Below are 16237 nucleotides of genomic sequence, written 5' to 3' on the forward strand. Positions count from 1 at the left end.
TTAATTATTATTCAATGTTGTAGGAAAATTAAATTTTTTTTTTCTTAATAAATCATCTATTTCATCAGGAAATGGTCTTTCTCCAAAGATTTTTTTTAAATCTTCTCTAAATAAAACTTCTTTTTCTAAAAGTTTATTTGCTAACATATCTAATTTTTTTTCGTTAATTTTTAATATATCTATAGCTCTTTTATATTGTTCTTTAATAATTTTAGATATTTCCTCATCTATAATTTGAGCAGTTTTTTCACTATAAGGTTTTGAAAAATTAAATTCATTTTGTCCTGTAGAATCATAATAAGATATATTTCCAATTTTTTCATTTAATCCAAAAATAGCAACCATAGATTGTGCTTGTTTTGTTACTCTTTCTAAATCATTTAAAGCCCCAGTTGAAATAGAGTTAAAAGCAATTTTTTCTGCTGATCTTCCAGCTAATAGAGAACATATTTCATCTTTCATTTGTTCAGGAGTAGTTAACTGACGTTCTTCTGGTAAATACCATGCAGATCCTAATGATTTTCCTCTAGGTATTATAGTAACTTTAACTAGAGGTGCTGCATGTTCTAATAACCAACTTATTATTGCATGACCCGATTCATGATAAGCAATTCTTTTTTTTTCGTTAGGTTTTATTATTTTATTTTTTTTTTCTAATCCACCTATTATTCGATCAATTGCTTCTAAAAAATCTTTATGAACTATTGATTCTCCATTTTTTCTAGCAGCAATAAGTGCAGATTCGTTACAAACATTTGCTATATCAGCACCACTAAATCCAGGGGTTTGCCTTGCTAAAAAATCTATGTCTACATTTTTAGATAAAACTAATTTTTTTAAATGGACATAAAATATTTCTTTTCTTTCATTTAATTCTGGAGGATCAACTATAATAGTTCTATCAAAACGACCTGGTCGTAATAAGGCTTTATCTAAAATATCGGATCGATTAGTCGCTGCTAATACAATTACATTAGTATTTGTTCCAAACCCATCCATTTCTGTTAATAATTGATTTAATGTGTTTTCTCTTTCATCATTTGAACCCGCTATACTACTTTTTCCCCGTGCTCTACCTATTGCATCTATTTCATCTATAAATATTATACATGGAGATTTCTCTTTTGCTTTATCAAATAAATCTCTTACTCTAGACGCGCCTACACCAACAAACATTTCTACAAAATCTGATCCAGATAATGAAAAAAATGGGACTTTTGCTTCTCCAGCTACTGCTTTTGCTAATAAAGTTTTTCCTGTTCCTGGAGGACCTATTAATAAAGCTCCTTTAGGTATTTTTCCTCCTAATTTTGTATACTTATTTGGATTTTTTAAAAATTCCACTATTTCCTCAACTTCTTCCTTAGCTCCTTCCAATCCAGCTACGTCTTTAAATGTAATTTTAACATTATCGTTTTCATCAAATAATTTAGCTTTTGATTTTCCAATATTAAATATTTGTCCACCTGGACCACCTCCTGTAGTACTTATTCTTCTAAATAAAAAAATCCAGAATAATATCAATAATATAAAAAATATTCCATAATCAAAAAAAAATTTTGTTATAGTATAATCTTGTTGATTTTTGAAATCAATAATAGTATCTAAATTGTATTTTTTTTTATATTCTTCAAATTTATTTTGAAATAATTGTAAATCTCCTATTTCAAACTCATATTGTAATGAATTTTTTTGTACAACAAAATTTTTTTCATTATTATTGATACTTTCAATGGGATTATCATATTGATATTTATTAATTAAATCTTTTTTTAAATAAACATTTACAATTTCTTTATGTTTTACAATAATTCTATCTATTTTTCCTTTTGAAAGAATATTAAAAAATGTATCCTGATCTATTTTTTTTGGATTAGAGAAAGAAGATTTTAGAAAAAAAATACCTAAAAATATAATAAATATTGCAATATAAATCCAGAAAAAATTATTTCTATTTTTTTTACTTATCATATAACAAATTTCTCCATTTAATATTTAATATAAAAGAAAATATATTGTTTTTGTGAAAACAAACATATTTTCTATTTCCAAAGATTTTCTATATCATAGTAATATCTTTTTTTTTCTATAAAAATATGTACCACAATAGTAATATAATCAACCAAAATCCACTCTTTATTTCTCAATCCTTCTATATGCCATGGCTTAGTTTCTAACTCGTTTTTTATAATTTTTTCTACAGATTGAGAAATTGCATGAACTTGATTTCTAGAATTACCATTACAAACAACAAAATAATCACATATAAAGTTATTTTTATATTTTAAATCAATAATAGAAATATTTTCTCCTTTAACTAATTGAATTCCTTTTACAATTTTTTTTAGTAACAAAATAAAAATTTTTTTATTAAAAATAATATTTTCATTTTAAAAAAAAATAAATTTACTAATGCAAATAAAATTTATTTGGCCAATAAATGTATTCTTTTTAAAAGAGACTAAATCTACTAATAAATTTTCTAAAAAATATCTTGATCAAATACTTTTTTATTTTAAAAATTGGATAATTATTAAATCTGAATATCAAACTAATGGGAAAGGACAATCAGGTAATTGGTTTTCAGAATATGGAAAAAATTTAACATTTAGTCTAATTTTTAAACCAAAAAAAATATATGATTCATATATAATAAATATTATTATAAGTAATGCTATTCATAAATTTTTATCAAAAAAATTAAATTATCCAGTATGGATTAAATGGCCTAATGATATCATAATAAATAATAAAAAGATAGGAGGGATTTTAATTGAAAATAATTTTATATCTAAAAAAATATATATATCCATAGTTGGAATAGGAATAAATATAAAACAAAAAAAATTTAATAAAAATTGGAATTCAACTTCTTTAAAGAATATATTTAATAATATAAATTTTGATATAAATCATATACTTTATAATATTACATTTTTTATCCAAAAAGAATATTTATTGTTTATAACAAATGGAAAAAATATTATAAAACAGTATTATATTCATTATCTATATTTAAAAGATAAAATGTCAAATTTTTTTTCTTTTAAAGAAAAAATTTCTTTTTGTGGAGTTATAAAATCTATTGATAAAAAAGGATTTCTTTTAATAGAAGTTAATGGAAAATTAAAATCTTTTTATCAAAAAGAAATAAAATTTTTTATAAAAAACTAATTATTATTTATCTTTTTTATTTTTAATAATATTTTTTTTTCATCTAAAAAAAATTTTTTAATTATAAAAAAGAATCCAATATTAATAATATTAGAAATGAAATAATATAAAGATAAAGCAGATGCATAACTATTTATAAATAATAACATAACAAATGGCATTAAGTATAACATAATATCCATATTATTAGATGATAAGTAATTATCACTATTACTCATAGTGTTTTTTCCATCATTACTTAATTTTGTATAAATCAATAAAGCTATAGAATATAATAAAGTAAGTAAACTTATATGATTTCCATAAAATGGAATAAAAAATGGTAATTCTAATATAGAATCATATGATGTTAAATCTTCAACCCATAAAAATGATTTACCTCTAAGATTAATCAAGGTAGGAAAAAATTTAAATAATGAATAAAAAATTGGGATTTGAAAAATTGCAGATAAACATCCAGACATAGGATTAATACCAACTTTTTTATATAAACTAATTATAGATTTTTGTTTTTCTATTATATTTTTATTTCCAAATTTTTTATTAATCTTTTCTATATAAGGACGAATTAATTTCATAGTAACACTTAATTTATATTGATTATATGTAATCGGGTATAATATTAATTTTACTACTATAGTCATGAGAATTATTATTATTCCATAATTTAAATTAGTATTTTCCAATAATTTAAATATTGGTAAAAAAAAATATTTATTAATCAATTTCAAAAACCCCCATCCAAATGGAATTATATCTTCATAATTATTATTATATGTTCTTAATAAACTAAAATCTAATGGACCAAAATAAAAACGTGTAAAAAAATTTAATTCTTTTCTTTTATTTGGATTTAAATAAGTATTAATACGAATCATTTTCAAAAATTTATTAGAATTAAAGTTTTTAGAATAAACATGTACATTTTTCAATTCATTTTTTGGATGAAAAATAGTTGTAAAAAATTGTTGTTTACAAGCAAACCATTTAATATTATTAATATTTCTATTTTCCGAATTTTTCTCGGATAAGTATTCTAATTTATTTTTATCTAAATCATGAGAATAATAATATAATTGTGTATAAGAATTTTCCCAATTTTTATCTTTTTCCAATGGAAAAATATTTTGTTCTAAATTTATGAATACAGTATTATTTAATTTAAATTTTTCTGTTTTTACAGAAAAATTTAAATCATATTGTTTTTTTGTTCCTATTTTATATATATAATATAAATTTCCTTTTTCCCTATTATTATTATTTAAATTTTTATACATTAAAATAAGTGTTGTAAATTTTTTATCCTTTTTAAATAAAATAGGCTTAAATAAAATATTACCTGTATCAATTTTACTCCCATTTTTTTTATCATAAAAATTCATTTTATAAAATAAACTATAATTTTTTACTAAAAAAAGATTTCTTTTATGATAAGATTGAATTGGATCATAAGATTTATATTTTTTTAAAAAAACTTCATTGATAGTACCTCCTATATTAGATATTTTTAATTTTAACACTTCATTTTCTAATATAAAAAATTGTTCTTTTAATTTCTTTTTTTCAAAAAAATTATATTGTTTTTTATAGTTAAGATTATGTTCAATTTTTTTTTCTTGAAAAAAAGATTTTTCTTCAATAAAAAATGAAAAAGTTAGCAAAACTATAATAATAAGAAATAATCCTATTATAAAATTATAATCTGTATTTTTTCCTTTCATATTATATAACAATTATTAATTATTATAATGATTTATATTTTTTATTTTTAGAAGTTAATACAAAAGAAATAAATAATGGATGAGGATTAATTATTGTACTTTTATATTCTGGATGATATTGAACGCCTATAAAAAATATATGATTTTTTAATTCTAAAGCTTCTACTAAACCAGTTTCGGGGTTTAATCCTACAGGTTTCATACCCGCTTTAGAAAAATGATTAAAATAATTATTATTAAATTCATATCTATGACGATGTCTTTCTAAAATTTCTTTTTTTCCATAAATAGAAAATAACTTAGATCCCTTTAATAAAATACATCTCCAATTTCCTAAACGCATTGTTCCTCCTTTATAAAAAATATTTTTTTGTTTTTCCATTAAATTTATGATAGGATGATTAGTATTAGGATTTGATTCACATGTATCTGCTTCTTTTATTCCTAAAACATTTCTTGCAAATTCTACAGCAGAAATTTGCATTCCTAAACATATTCCAAGAAATGGTATTTTTTTTTCTCTAGCATATTTTGCTGCCAATATTTTTCCTTCTATTCCTCTTTTTCCAAAACCTGGGGCTATTAAAATTCCTGATACATGATTAAAAGTCGATTCAATATTTTCTTTATTGATTAAATCAGAATAAATCCATTTTATTTTAATATTAATATTATTTTTTGTTCCTGCATGAATTAATGATTCTATAATAGATTTATAAGAATCATGTAACAAAATATATTTTCCAACTAATGCAATTTTAATTTTAAATTTAGGATTTTTATATTTTTTTAGAAAAGAGGTCCATTCAATTAAATGATGGCAATTTTTTTTTTTTAAAAAATTAAAATTTTTTAATCTTAAATATTTTAAAACTATTTGATCAAATTTTTGTAAATGTAATAAATAGGGTATATCATAAATAATTTTTGTATCAATTGATTCAATAACGTGATTAGTTTTAATATTACAAAATAAGGATAATTTATTTCTAATTTTATCAGAAATATTATTTTTTGTTCTACAAACAATAATATCTACTTGTACTCCATTTTCCATTAAATTTCTGACTGAATGTTGTGTTGGTTTTGTTTTAATTTCACCAGTGGCATTATTATATGGAAGTAAAGTTAAATGAATTATTAACCCATTAAACTCACCTAACTCCCATTTTAATTGTCTTACTGATTCAATATATGGTAATATTTCTATGTCACCAACTGTACCTCCTATTTCCGTAATTATTAAATCATAATTTTTAGAATCTCCTAAAATTCTAATACGTCTTTTAATTTCGTCAGTAATATGTGGAATAACTTGAACAGTTTTTCCTAAATAAATTCCTTTTCTTTCATTATCTATAACTGTTTTATAAATTAACCCCGATGTAATATTATTTTCTTTTGTTGTTTCTTGATTCAAGAATCTTTCATAATGCCCGAGATCCATATCCGTTTCTGATCCATCTTTAGTAACAAAACATTCTCCATGTTCATAGGGATTTAACGTTCCAGGATCTATATTAAGATAAGGATCTAGTTTTAATATAGAAACTCTATATCCTCTATATTTCAATAACATCCCTAATGAAGCAGATACTACACCTTTTCCTAAAGATGAAATCACACCACCTGTAATAAAAATATACTTTGTTTCCATTATTTTTTACATAAAACTAACTAATAATATTTATTTAATTATCGTAGGAATTTATAATTTTTTTTTTATATTTGCCAAATTTAGGGGTAAGTCCTATACAATCTGCTCCCTATTATCTCCCAGGATGGGAACATAGCAAGAGTAAATAAGGTTTGTAGCGATGTGATATAGTAAAGCTTACCCCTTTTTAAATTTAAATAGTTACGAATTATTTTATTTCTTATGTTATGGATGATTCATTAAAATGTACATTTTGTGGAAAAAAGAAAGAAGATATAGATATATTAATATCAGGTATAAAAGCACAAATTTGTGATTCTTGTATAGAAAAAAGTTACTCAATTATACATCATAATAAAAATAATGAGATAAAACAAATAAAAGAAACTAAGAATGAATTAGATTTAATAAATCCTAAGAACATTAAACAATATTTAGATAAATACATTATAGGACAAGATATAACAAAAAAAATAATATCTGTTTCTGTTTATAATCATTATAAAAGAATAAAAAATAATTTATTTTTTAATAAAAACAATAATAATTCTAATAATATAGAAATAGAAAAATCTAATATACTATTAATTGGAGATACAGGAACAGGAAAAACTTTATTAGCAAAAAGTATATCTAAAATATTAAATGTCCCTTTTACAATAGCTGATGCTACTTCTCTAACCGAAGCAGGATATGTAGGAGAAGATGTAGAATCTATTCTAAGTAGACTATTACAATCTTCAAATTATAATATTAATTCCACCGAAAAAGGAATTATATTTATAGATGAAATAGATAAAATTTCAAAAAAAAATAATAATCCTTCTATAACTAGAGACGTTTCTGGAGAAGGAGTACAGCAAGCTTTATTGAAAATTTTAGAAGGTACTACTGTACATGTTCCACCTCAAGGTGGGAGAAAACATCCGGATCAAAAAATGATACCAATTAATACTGAGAATATATTATTTATTGCTGGGGGGACTTTTGATGGAATTAATAAAATTATTGAAGAAAGAAATAATTCTTATCATATAGGATTTAAAATTGAAAAAAAAATAAATAAAAATAATTTTTTAAAAAACGTAATGCCGTCTGATCTAAAAAAATTTGGATTAATACCGGAATTAATAGGTAGATTTCCTATAATAATACGTTTAGATCCATTGGATAAAAACTTATTAAAAAAGATATTAATTAATCCAAAAAATTCATTAATTAAACAATATGAAAAATTATTCAATTTAGATAAAATAAATTTAAATATAACAGATGAAGCATTAGATATTATTGCAGAAAAAACTTTTCAATTGGAATTAGGTGCAAGAGGATTAAGAATGTTTTGTGAAAAAATATTTTTAGATTATATGTTTAGTATAAAAAAATTAAATAGTCAATTAAATATTGATAAAAAAATTGTTATAAAAAAATTATCTTCTTTTTTTTAAATTAACAATTTCATTTATTAAATTATTAATTTCATTTTTATTTTTATAAGATATAAAAATTATATTTTCTTTAATATTTAAAAATTCATTTAATATTCTTTTTTTATCATAATTTTCAATTAAATCAGATTTAGACATTACTAATAATCTTTTTTTATTTAATAATTTAGGATTAAATTTTTTTAGTTCATTTAATAATATAAAATATTGTTTTATTTCATTTTTCTTTTCTGAAAAAATTAAAAATAATAAAATAGAATTACGTTCTATATGTCTTAAAAAATTATAACCTAATCCCTTTCCATTTGAAGCATTTTCTATTATTCCTGGAATATCAGCTATTGTAATCGATTGAAAATTAAAATTTAAAATACCTATATAAGGAATTTTATTTGTAAAACAATAATTTCCTATCTTTGTTTTTGCTTTTGTTATTGTAGAAAGTAATGTAGATTTTCCTACATTAGGAAACCCTATAATTCCTACATCTGATAAAAATTTTAATTCCAGATATATCCATCTACCTTTTGTTTTTTTTCCATTTTTAGAACAAAAATTAAATTTATAATTTTTTCTTTTAAAAAAAGCACTACCTTTACCTCCTAACCCTCCCTTAAATAAAATTATTTTTTTTAAATTTTGATTAATTTCTTCTATTATATTTTCATTATGATCTTTAATAATAGTCCCCAATGGTACTTCTATTAATAAATCTTTACCATTTAATCCCGTTTTTTTATTTTTCCCTCCGGATTTTCCTGACATTGCAATCCAATGTTTCTTATATCTTAAATGAATAAATGTATTAATATTAGAATTACCCTGAATAAAAATATTTCCACCATTTCCTCCATTTCCTCCATCAGGTATTTTTTTTGAAAGATTTTTTTTTTTACAAAAATGTATATTTCCACTTCCTCCGTCTCCACTTTTACAAAAAATTTTTATAAAATCTATAAAATTATTACTCATAAAAAAAATTTTTTTTCAATAAAATTTTATTTATTTTTTTTTCTATAAAAAAAGAAATCTCTTTAATAGAAGAATTTCCTTCTAATCTAGTGATTATTTTTTTCCATTTTTTATTTTTCCAAATAGATGATGTTTCTTTATCATATTCATCTATCCTTTTTTTAACTATTTTAATATCTTTATCATCATTACGATTACTAACTTTGCTTCTATTTAATAGTCTATTAATTATTATACTTTTTTTAAGTAAAAAAAAGAAAATTATATTTAATTTTCCTATAGAAAGTTTTTCTAAAATCATTTCTAATGAAAAAATTTGATCTTTAGTTCTAGGATATCCATCATAAATAATTCCTTTAGTATGAATAAGTTTTTTTATCTCTTTATTAACTATATTTTTAGTAATTATATCAGGAACTAATTTACCATTATTTACATAACGATTAACAACTTTTCCTAAAGTTGTATGATTTCGTATATGATGTCTAAATATTAATCCGGTAGATAAATGAGCGTATCCAAATTTTTTTTTTATAATTCTAGCTTGAGTACCTTTTCCACAACCAGGTGGTCCAAATAATATAATATGTATCATAAAATATTTATATAATGATATTATTTAAAAAAATTGATTTAATTAGAATTAAAAAATAAAAATGTAACATTATAATTATAAATAAATAGATTTTTTATATGCAATAGAAACGGATTCAAGAATAAATTCACTTAATGATGGATAAGGATATATTCCATTTAATATTTCGTAAGCTGTAGCTTCTAATTTCCTAGCAATCATAACTGATGTAATTAGATTTATTACGTTTTCCCCTATCATATGACATCCTAACCATTCATCGTATTTAGAATCAAAAATTACTTTTATAAATCCATCTATTTTTTCATTGAAAAAAAAATTATTAATTGAATTAAATGGAACTTTAGATATTTTAACTTGATATCCTCTTTTTTTAGATTCTTTCTCAGAATACCCTATATAAGCTATTTCTGGAAAAGAATGTACACATTTTGGTATATTGTTATAATCAATTTTTTGAGAATCGACCCCTACTATATTTTCAACACAATTAATACCTTCTTTTGAAGCAACAGATGATAAAAATGATCTTTTAATTACATTTCCAATAGCATAATATCCAGGTATATTAGTTTGATAATTATCATTTACTACAATAAATTTATCTTCTACTTGAATTCCTATATCTTCTAATCCAATTGAATCAATATTAGGTATAATACCATTAGAATAAAATACTATATCTGTTTCTATATAAAATTTTTTATTTTTATTATTAATTTGAATAATTATTCGATCATTTTTTTTTATAGTTTTTTCTACAAAAGATGATGTATAAATTTCTACCCCCATTTTTTTTAAAAAAGATCTTAAATAATTTGATATTTCATGATCTCCATCTGGAAAAAAATTATTATTATTTTCTATTATAAATACTTTGGTTCCCATATAATGATAAAAAAATGAAAATTCTATAGCAATTGAATTACTTCCTATTATCACTATTTCTTTAAGTTTTTTTTTAAATTGAATTGCTTCCTTATAATTAAAAAAATTATCACCATTATATAAATTATCAGGTTTGGATCCAGTTGCTATAATAATATTTGAAGAGCTACATTCTAATATATCATTATTACTTTTAATCACTTCTACTTTTTTACCTTTTTTTAACTTAGCATCTCCATGTATAATATTTATTTTATGTTTTTTTATAGAAAAAAACATATTTTTTTTTATTTTTTTAGATAGATTTTTGCTATCTGTGAATATTTTAGAAAAATCAATATTAATTTTATTATCATTTATTCCAAGTCCTAATAAAAAATCCTGATTTTCTTTAAATAATTTAAAAATTTTTATTTTATTTAATACATATTTAAAAATATATCCATAATTAAAATAAAATCCTCCAATAAATTCTTTTTCTATTAAAGCAGTTTTCATTCCTAATTGAGCCGAACGTATAGAGGCAGCATATCCAGCAGATCCACTTCCTAAAATTATAAGATCAAAATTCATAGATTTTTTTACCATAAGACATAAAATTACAAATTTTTATTTAATAGAAAATTATTAATCTATCATGAAAAAAAAATAATATAACTTTAATATATTTTTTGAATAAATAATATTAAAATAATTATGAAGTTTTTTTTAGATACAGCTAATTTAGAGGAAATTAAAAAAATAAAATCAATAGGAATGATGAATGGCGTAACAACTAATCCATCATTAATTGCAAAAGAAAATATTTTCAATAAAAATGAAATTGATGCACATTATATTTCTATATGTAAATTACTAAATAATGAAGAAAATTTGAGTGCGGAAGTTATTAGTACTGAGTATGAAGATATAATTAATGAAGGAATAAAATTATCTCTTTTAAGTCCCAAAATTGTAATTAAGGTTCCTATGACAATAAATGGTATAAAATCTATTAAATTTTTTTCAAAAAAAAAAATTAGGACTAATTGTACACTTGTATTTTCTTTAGGACAAGCTATTTTAGTAGCTAAATCTGGGGCAGACTATGTTTCTCCATTTTTAGGTAGATTAGATGATTTATCTTTTAACGGATTACAATTAATAAAAGAAATAAAAGAAATTTATGATAATTTTAAATTCAAAACTAAAATATTAGCAGCATCTATAAGAAACCCTATCCATATAATAGAATGTGCAAAAATAGGAATAGATGCAATTACAACACCTATTAATGTAATATATTCATTATTTAATCATCCAATGACTAATATTGGATTAGATAAATTTTTAAAAGATTATAGAAAAAAAATAAAATGATTTATAATTTTATTTTTTTATCTATTAAATATTGAATTGATACCGATGTTGATTTTGGTAATCCTTCATAAAATTTAGATAATTCTATTTGTTCTCTATTTTCAAATATTTCTTCTAAATTATTATTTTTATTTGTAATATTAAATTCTTCTAATCTTTTATCTAAATCATATTTAATTTTTTCGTTTATTTTTTTACATATACTATCTAATATACATATAGTATGATATATATTACGTCCCGTAATAGATTCTAATATAGATTTATCTATTGTTATTGTGTTAGATGGAACATTATTTATGATATATTCTATGTCTAACTCTTTCATATAATTAATTTTTATAATTATAATAATTTTTTTAAACGAATTATTTTTTTTGATTTAGGATATTTTTTAATATATTCTTTATAGGAATTATAAAAAGATTTTTTCTTATGTAAATTATATTCAGATATACATTTCTTATATAAAACATCTTCTGCATAATCACTATATGGATAATTTTTTAAAAAATCTTTAAAACAAAAAATAGCGGATTTATATTTTCTCATTAGAAAAAATGAATTATATACATGATAATTCCTTTTTTCTAACAGATAATCTAAACTTTTTAAAAGCGTATGAGCTTCATTTGTTTTATCATCATTAGGATATTTTTCTATAAATTTTACTAATTTATTAACTGCTATATTAATTGATCTAGGATCAAAATCACTTTCTATAGAATAAAAATAATAATATTTTCCATCATTAAATAATGAATTACCATATTCATCTTCCTCTTTCTCTTTCTTTTTAACATGAAAATTATTATTTTTATTATTTTCAAACGATAAAGAAATATTATAATTACTATTATTAAAAATATCAAAAAATATTTCTTTTAATTTTTTATAAAAAAAATATATTTTTTTTATGAAAAATTTATTCTCAATATTTTTATTTTTTATATTTTCTGAAGAATTAGGATGATTTTTATAAAAATTATTTATATAATTATCATTATTTAAATTATCTATTATCTTAGAATTATATTTATCATTATTTAAATTATCTATTATCTTAGAATTCAAATAGCAAAATAAATTATTGTATATGATTATTGGATTAGATATCATTCCTATTACTAAGAAAAATTTTATACTCACAATTTTTTATTGTTTATTTCAATATTTTTAATACTTTTATCAAATAAATATATACCTAATTGGTTATTTTTTATTAATTGAATTTTATTTAAAAGCATTTTAATTAAGGATTCTTCTTCAATTTGTTCCTTTACAAACCATTGTAAAAAATTATATGTAAAATGATCTTTTTCTTTTAAAGAAAGTTCTAATAATAAATTAATTTCATGAGAAATTAATTTCTCATGTTCAAATAATTTTTCAAAAATTATCTCTAATGATTCATAATTTTCATTTTTGATATAGAATTTATTATCATAATTAATTTTTACGAAATCACCACCTCTTCCATTAAGATACCTTATTAATTTTAACATATGATATCTTTCTTCATTAGAATGATCATATAAAAAATTACATACTCCATCAAATCCATTTGATTCTGACCAAGAAGCCATATTTAAATATATATGAGAAGATTCTAATTCTCTATTAGATTGTTTTATTAAAGCAATTTTAATCTTTTCTTTCATCATAACATATTAATTTTTTTTAAACAATTTTCTACTTTTTTATTTAATGAGGATGTACCAACTAATAATGGTAATCTAACATATGGTTTACATAGCCCCATTATATTTAATAATGTTTTTATCCCAGTAGGATTACCTTCTTCATAGATTAAATACATCATATCTAAAATATTATAAAATATAGAAAAAGATTTTTTTAAATCGTTTTTTTGTGCCAAATATACCATATCAGATATTTTTTTTGGTAATCCCTGCGCTATTACAGAAATTACTCCTTTTCCTCCTCCAATTATTATTGGGATAGTTATAAAATCATCTCCTGATATTAAAATAAAATTAGTTGATTTATTAAATTTTATAATGTTATAAGATTGTAATATATCGCCTGAAGCTTCTTTTATTCCTATTACGTTATTTTTAAAATTACTTGATAATTTTATTATTGTTTGATAATGAATATTTGATCCTGTTCTTTTAGGTACATTATATATAATAATTTTAATATTTGTATTATTAATTATCGATTTAAAATGATTATATATTCCATTTTGTGATGGTCTATTATAATAAGGAGAAACAGAAAGAATACAATAAAATTGAAATAAATTTTTCATATAATTTATTTGATTTATAACATCAACAGTATTATTTCCTCCAATACCTAAAATTAATGGTAATTTTTTAAAATTAAAATATTTAATACATTCAACAACATCTCGTTTTTCTTCTTTAGATAAAGTAGAAGATTCTGAAGTAGTTCCTAATGCAACTAAATAATCAATATTATTATTCAATACATGTTTTATAATATTTTCTAATCCATTAAAATCAATATTTCCATTTTTTTTAAATGGAGTAACCAACGCTACACCTGTCCCATATAATTTTTCCATCATAAATTTGTAATTAGTTTACTAAAAATTAATGAAATTATCTAATACAGTTAAAATATTAAATAAAATAAAAAACAGATGTAAGCGCATAACAATAAATATTTATAATTAAAGTATCATACTTAAATGTAGATAATTAATAATCTTTTTTTGTTCTTGGTCTGGCTGCAGATACAATGATATTTCTTCCCATAAATTCAGTTCCATTTAATTTGTCTATAGCACGTTTAGCACTTTCTTCATCAGACATTTCTATAAAACCAAAACCTTTGCTTCTTTTACTTGATGTAGTTTCATCAAAAATAATTTTAGCATGGTTAACAGTACCTATAGATTCAAAATGTTTCTTTAACTCTTGTTCTGTCATATCATATGATAAATTTCCTACGTATAATTTCGTGTTATTGTCCATAGTTTATGAATTATTATTTATAAAGATTACTTACTTACTATATTTTAAGTTATTTATTAAAACTTAACTTAACTTATCTGAAGTAAGACTATATAAAATACTTAAAAATATACAAACTGTTATAATTAAAAAATAAAAAAATTTTTTATTTGACTAAATATAATTATTAAAATTTTAGATATTGTTCATTCAATTTTTTTATATTTTTAGACTTTAAAAAAAATAATGATTTTCATGGATAATTCTTTTTTTATCTCATCATTATTAGATAATGATTTTTATAAATTTACTATGCAAAATGCTGTTATTAAATTATTTCCTTTAGTAAAAGCTCAATACGAATTTATTAATAGAGGAAAACATTTTTTTCCAAAAAATTTTTCTAACATTTTAGAAAAAAATATAAAGAATATGGCTCATTTAAAACTATCATATAATGAAAAAATATTTTTAAAAAAATATTGTCCTTGCTTAGATAATTCATACTTAGATTTTTTAGATAAATATCAATATAATCCAAAAGAAGTAAAAATTAAACAAAAAGGAAAATCTATAAAAATAAAAATAAGGGGATTATGGAGTAAGACTATTTTATGGGAAGTACCATTAATGTCTATTATATCTGAACTATATTATAAATTAACTAGAGTAAAACCTCTATCAGACAAAACTATAATAAGACTAACTAAAAAAAAAATAAAAAAATATAAAGAATTAAAAGTAAAATTCGGAGAATTTGGGACAAGAAGAAGATATTCTTATCATATTCACAAACTAGTAATGAAAATTTTAATGGAAGAAGGTAAATCATTTTTTGTTGGAAGTAGCAATATACATTTATCAAAAATTTATTCAATAAAACCAGTAGGAACTCAAGGACACGAATGGATTATGTTTCATGCAGCTAAATATGGATTCAATATAGCAGATAAAATTGCTATGGAAAATTGGATAAATATTTACAATGATAGATTAGGAATAGCATTATCAGACACATATACATCTAAAATTTTTTTTAAAAATTTTAACAAAAAATTATCAAATATCTATAAGGGAGTTAGACATGATAGTGGTAATCCTATTTCGTTTATTAATGAAACAATAACACATTATAAAAAATTAAAAATAAATCCTAATAAAAAAAAAATTATATTTTCAGATAATATGAATCCATTCAAAGTAGATTATATTTCTTCTTTTTGTAAGGGTAAAATTACTCCATTGTTTGGAATAGGAACAAACTTCACTAACGATGTTGGTGTTAATCCCTTAAATATAGTAATAAAAATGACAAAAATATTTATAAAAAGAAAATGGATATCAGTAATAAAATTATCAAATTCAATAGAAAAATCTACAGGAAATAAAAAAATGATTGTTTTTGCTAAAAAAAGACTTCACATTTGAAAATGAAATTAAAATTAGAATAATGAAAAGTTTTTATATAAAAAATTATG

General features: G+C 20.6%; 16 protein-coding genes. 4 read left to right on the forward strand and 12 right to left on the reverse strand.

Annotated elements, in window-relative coordinates; translation table 11 throughout:
* Both ftsH and rsfS read right to left on the reverse strand, forming a co-directional pair.
* Positions 1–1971 carry an ATP-dependent zinc metalloprotease FtsH gene (gene ftsH, locus H0H33_RS01920; protein ID WP_185877742.1) on the reverse strand — a complete coding sequence of 657 codons (1971 nt, stop codon included), beginning with the start codon at positions 1969–1971 and terminating at the stop codon, positions 1–3.
* A gap of 71 nt (positions 1972–2042) precedes the next feature.
* Positions 2043–2354, reverse strand: a complete 312-nt coding sequence (gene rsfS, locus H0H33_RS01925; protein WP_185877743.1) for a ribosome silencing factor — start codon at positions 2352–2354, stop codon at positions 2043–2045.
* A gap of 58 nt (positions 2355–2412) precedes the next feature.
* Here rsfS and H0H33_RS01930 point away from each other — a divergent pair, with 58 nt between their 5' ends.
* Complete coding sequence (locus tag H0H33_RS01930) at positions 2413–3174, forward strand: biotin--[acetyl-CoA-carboxylase] ligase (protein ID WP_185877744.1); 762 nt, start codon at positions 2413–2415, stop codon at positions 3172–3174.
* Here H0H33_RS01930 and H0H33_RS01935 read toward each other — a convergent pair.
* Complete coding sequence (locus H0H33_RS01935) at positions 3171–4895, reverse strand: YidC/Oxa1 family insertase periplasmic-domain containing protein (RefSeq protein ID WP_185877745.1); 1725 nt, start codon at positions 4893–4895, stop codon at positions 3171–3173. The two genes, H0H33_RS01930 and H0H33_RS01935, sit on opposite strands and share 4 nt — an antisense overlap.
* A 22-nt stretch (positions 4896–4917) precedes the next feature.
* A complete protein-coding gene (locus H0H33_RS01940) occupies positions 4918–6552 on the reverse strand; it encodes a CTP synthase (RefSeq protein WP_185877746.1) in 1635 nt (544 codons plus the stop codon).
* 227 nt (positions 6553–6779) lie between these two features.
* Between H0H33_RS01940 and clpX the strand changes: the two genes are divergently transcribed.
* A complete protein-coding gene (gene clpX / locus H0H33_RS01945) occupies positions 6780–8000 on the forward strand; it encodes an ATP-dependent Clp protease ATP-binding subunit ClpX (RefSeq protein WP_185877747.1) in 1221 nt (406 codons plus the stop codon).
* Here clpX and obgE read toward each other — a convergent pair.
* The 3 genes from obgE to H0H33_RS01960 form a co-directional block, all read right to left on the reverse strand.
* Complete coding sequence (gene obgE, locus H0H33_RS01950; RefSeq protein ID WP_185877748.1) at positions 7983–8972, reverse strand: GTPase ObgE; 990 nt, start codon at positions 8970–8972, stop codon at positions 7983–7985. The genes clpX and obgE overlap by 18 nt on opposite strands.
* Positions 8965–9567, reverse strand: coding sequence for an adenylate kinase family protein (locus H0H33_RS01955; protein ID WP_185877749.1), 603 nt, complete (start codon positions 9565–9567; stop codon positions 8965–8967). The genes obgE and H0H33_RS01955 overlap by 8 nt, the downstream gene beginning before the upstream one ends.
* A gap of 75 nt (positions 9568–9642) precedes the next feature.
* Positions 9643–11043, reverse strand: a complete 1401-nt coding sequence (locus H0H33_RS01960; RefSeq protein ID WP_238785581.1) for a dihydrolipoyl dehydrogenase family protein — start codon at positions 11041–11043, stop codon at positions 9643–9645.
* A gap of 108 nt (positions 11044–11151) precedes the next feature.
* Between H0H33_RS01960 and fsa the strand changes: the two genes are divergently transcribed.
* Positions 11152–11814: a fructose-6-phosphate aldolase gene (fsa, locus tag H0H33_RS01965; protein ID WP_185877750.1), complete on the forward strand. Its 663-nt coding sequence runs from the start codon at positions 11152–11154 to the stop codon at positions 11812–11814.
* Position 11815: 1 nt separating this feature from the next.
* Here the strand turns inward: fsa and H0H33_RS01970 are convergent, their stop codons facing one another.
* The 5 genes from H0H33_RS01970 to H0H33_RS01990 all read right to left on the reverse strand — a co-directional run bounded on the left by H0H33_RS01970 (position 11816) and on the right by H0H33_RS01990 (position 14780).
* Positions 11816–12142, reverse strand: coding sequence for a hypothetical protein (locus H0H33_RS01970; RefSeq protein WP_185877751.1), 327 nt, complete (start codon positions 12140–12142; stop codon positions 11816–11818).
* 17 nt (positions 12143–12159) lie between these two features.
* Positions 12160–12963: an outer membrane protein assembly factor BamD gene (gene bamD, locus H0H33_RS01975; RefSeq protein ID WP_185877752.1), complete on the reverse strand. Its 804-nt coding sequence runs from the start codon at positions 12961–12963 to the stop codon at positions 12160–12162.
* The gene (locus H0H33_RS01980) at positions 12960–13478 is read right to left on the reverse strand and encodes a ferritin (RefSeq protein WP_185877753.1); all 519 of its coding nucleotides are present in this window, start codon (positions 13476–13478) and stop codon (positions 12960–12962) included. Before H0H33_RS01980 ends, bamD begins: the two co-directional genes overlap by 4 nt.
* Complete coding sequence (gene dapA, locus H0H33_RS01985; protein WP_185878161.1) at positions 13475–14368, reverse strand: 4-hydroxy-tetrahydrodipicolinate synthase; 894 nt, start codon at positions 14366–14368, stop codon at positions 13475–13477. Before dapA ends, H0H33_RS01980 begins: the two co-directional genes overlap by 4 nt.
* Before the next feature lie 136 nt (positions 14369–14504).
* On the reverse strand, positions 14505–14780 hold the full coding sequence (locus H0H33_RS01990; RefSeq protein WP_185877754.1) for an RNA recognition motif domain-containing protein: 276 nt from the start codon (positions 14778–14780) through the stop codon (positions 14505–14507).
* Between the two features lie 234 nt (positions 14781–15014).
* On the opposite strand from H0H33_RS01990, the gene pncB reads away from it, so the two are divergent.
* Complete coding sequence (pncB, locus tag H0H33_RS01995) at positions 15015–16187, forward strand: nicotinate phosphoribosyltransferase (protein ID WP_185877755.1); 1173 nt, start codon at positions 15015–15017, stop codon at positions 16185–16187.
* The last annotated feature ends 50 nt before the right edge of the window (positions 16188–16237 follow it).

The sequence above is a fragment of the Blattabacterium cuenoti genome (assembly GCF_014252415.1).
Taxonomy (GTDB): domain Bacteria; phylum Bacteroidota; class Bacteroidia; order Flavobacteriales; family Blattabacteriaceae; genus Blattabacterium; species Blattabacterium cuenoti_Y.